General features: G+C 69.3%; 2 protein-coding genes and 1 pseudogene. All 3 read left to right on the top strand.

Annotated features, from left to right (window positions below):
- Nucleotides 1-601 (top strand): ABC transporter substrate-binding protein (locus tag AC1D00_RS34320; protein WP_477013729.1); only part of this gene is annotated, 601 nt, incomplete at its 5' end.
- Between the two features lie 4 nt (nucleotides 602-605).
- Nucleotides 606-2,108 carry an AMP-binding protein gene (locus AC1D00_RS34315; RefSeq protein ID WP_477013728.1) on the top strand — a complete coding sequence of 501 codons (1,503 nt, stop codon included), beginning with the start codon at nucleotides 606-608 and terminating at the stop codon, nucleotides 2,106-2,108.
- Nucleotides 2,109-2,191: 83 nt separating this feature from the next.
- Nucleotides 2,192-2,970, top strand: a pseudogene (locus AC1D00_RS34310) (GGDEF domain-containing protein); the annotation flags it as partial.

Here is a 2,970-nt window from a genome sequence, read left to right as displayed (position 1 = left end):
CGACCGGACCACGCTGCGCGCCGCGCTGAAACTGTTGTCGGAGGCCGGCTACGATCTCGACGGCACCGTCCTGCGCAACCGCACGACCAGGGTGCCCTTCACGTTCGAGATCCTGGTCACGACCCGCGACCAGGAACGCATCGCGCTCGCCTTCCAGCGCGACCTCAAGCGTGCCGGCATCGAGCCGAGGGTACGGTCGGTCGATCCCGTGCAATTCGACCAGCGCCGGCTCGCTTACGAGTTCGACATGATCCAGAACCGCTGGGACCAGTCGCTGTCGCCCGGCAACGAGCAGTATTTCTATTGGGGCAGCGCTGCCGCCGACAATCCCGGCACCCGCAACTACATGGGCGCCAGGGATCCGGCTGTCGATGCCATGATCGGCGCCCTGCTGGAGGCCCGTGAACATACGGCCTTCGTCTCGGCGGTGCGCGCGCTCGACCGCGCCCTGATCGCGGGCTTCTACACAATCCCCCTGTTTAACGTATCCGAGCAATGGATCGCGCGCTGGAATCGGATAGAACGGCCGAAGGCCATCGCGCTGTCCGGCTACCTGCCGGAGACCTGGTGGTCGAAGGGTGAGCCCAGTCAAGCGAAGTGACGCCGTGAACCAGCCAGCCGTATCGCCGACGCTCGACACGCTGTTCCAGCGCACGCTGATGCGGCAGCCGCACGCGACCGCCCTGCTCGACCCCCTCAACAAGGCGCGCGTGACCGGGCACCAGCCGCGGCGGATGAGCTATGCCGAGGCCGATACCGCCATCGAGGCGCTGTCGGCCTATTTCGTCGAATCGGGCCTGCCGGCCAATTCCGTCATTGCAATCCAGCTGCCTGCTACGGTCGAGTTCGTGCTGACCGTGCTCGCCGCCCATCGCGCCGGCCTCGTCGTCGCCGTGCTGCCGCTGCTGTGGCGCCACGCGGAACTGACTGCAGCGCTCAACCGCACCGCGGCGCGCGCCATCGTCACCATGAGCAAGGTCGACGGCGTCAGCTATGCCGACCTCGCGATGCACGCTGCGGCCGAGGCGTTCTCGATCCGCCATGTCTGCGGCTTCGGCACCGACCTGCCCGAGGGCATGGCCTCGCTCGACGAGGTGCTGGCCCGCCCGCCCGGCACCACGCGTGCCGTGATCCAGGACGGCCGCAAGGCGGCGATGATCTCCTTCGACGTCACGGCGGAAGGTTTTCGCCCGGTGCCGCGGCCGCATTTCAGCCTGATCGCCGGTGGCCTCGCGATGTCGCTGGAGGCCGATATCAAGCAGGGCGCGACCGTGATGGCGGCGTTCACGCCGATGTCGTTCGCCGGCCTCGCCTCCTCCCTCGCGGTGTGGCTGCTCTCGGGCGGTGCGCTGGCGCTGCATCATCCCTTCGAGAACGACGTGCTGGAGCAGCAGATCAACGAGCATGAATGCGAGGTGCTGATCGCGCCCGCGCAGCTCGCGCTGCGGCTCGGCGATTCCGACCTGGCGGCGCGGATGCCGACCTTGCGCAACGTCATCGGCCTGTGGCGCGCGCCCGAGCAGGTGGTGGCAAGCGATGCCTGGATCGCGCCGCATGCGCCGCTGACCGACGTCTATCTGTTCGGCGAGGCCGGATTGTTCGGCGCCCGCCGCGGCGAGGACGGCATGCCTGTTGCGGTGATGCCGGGGCCGCACGGCGCCCCGCGCGAACAGTCCGGTTCATCCATCGCCGGCGAGATCCTGCTGACACCGAAGGGTACGCTCGGCCTGCGCGGGGCGATGGTGCCGATCGCGGCCTACGCCCCGCCGCAGCCGGTCGGCGAGACGCTGATCGCGCAGCCGCCGCGCGACTATGTCGACACCGGCTATGCGGCGCGGCTCGATCGTCCAAGCGGTGCGATCTGCATCACCGCGCCGCCCTCCGGCATCATGGCCGTCGGCGGCTACCGCTTCCTCTCCAACGACCTCCAGGAATGGGCGCGCCGGCTCGGCCAGGGCGCCCTGCTCACCGCGCTGCCCGACCGCCTCTCCGGTCACCGGTTGGCGGGCCGGGCCCAGGACAACGCCCGCGCCCGCGAGGCGCTCAACGAACTCGGGCTTAACCCCCTGATGGTCGAGGCTTTTCGCGACCGCTCCGGGGCGGCCTAGGCGTATTTTCAACCCACCGTTGACGCTGCATTAAGGCGGCCAAACTAGATTGCGCAGCATCTGTCGCGTGATCCGAGTTTGCGATGTCCCAGGCGGGCCCGATCCTCTTTGTTTCCAATGCCGAGCGCCCCGCCTTCGTTGCGGCGCTAGACGAGGCCCGTCTCTTTCCCGTGGTCGACACCGACTGGGCCAGCGCGGCGCGCGCGGTCGAGCAGGTGCAGCCGGCCGCGGTTCTGGCCGCAATGAAAAGTGGGTATGAGCCGTATCTGGCGCTGCTCGCCAGGAAGATCGCCGACCAGTCGCCGTACCTTCCCTTCGTGGCCCTGGATGCGGCGGGCGCGCTGCCACACAACGCCCTGCCCTTCTCCTCGCGCGGCAATCCCGACCGCCTGAGCGCGCGGCTCCGCGCCGCGCTGCGCGTCCGCACCCTTCACGCCACCGTGCTGCGCCGGCTGCCGGAGGTGAAGGTCGCGCTGCCGCAGAGCGATCCGTCGCGCGATGCCACCGTGCTCCTGATCGGCCGCGGCGCGGCCTATCCCGCACTCTCCGTCGCTCTCGGCGAACGCGTCGGCGTCATCGGCGCGCTCTCGATCGAGGCCGCGGCCAAGCATCTCAACACCCGCGACATCGACGGCGTCGTGCTCGCCGAAGGCTTTACCGCGCGCGTCACCGACGCCTTCCTCACGGTGCTGGCCGAGGACACCCGCTTCCGCAGCCTGCCCGTGATCGTCACCGCGCACCAGCTCGTTCAGACCTACGACCTGCCCAATCTCGAGCTCATCCCGGGCGAGCCGGCGAAAGTCGCCGCCAACGCGCTGCCACTGATCCGCCAGCACGCGCTGGAAGCGCAACTGAGCCGCAC

It is taken from the genome of Bradyrhizobium sp. P2_E8, from assembly GCF_056403875.1.
The sequence above is the reverse complement of the archived record's forward strand: the minus strand, read 5'-3'. Positions and strand labels throughout refer to the sequence as shown.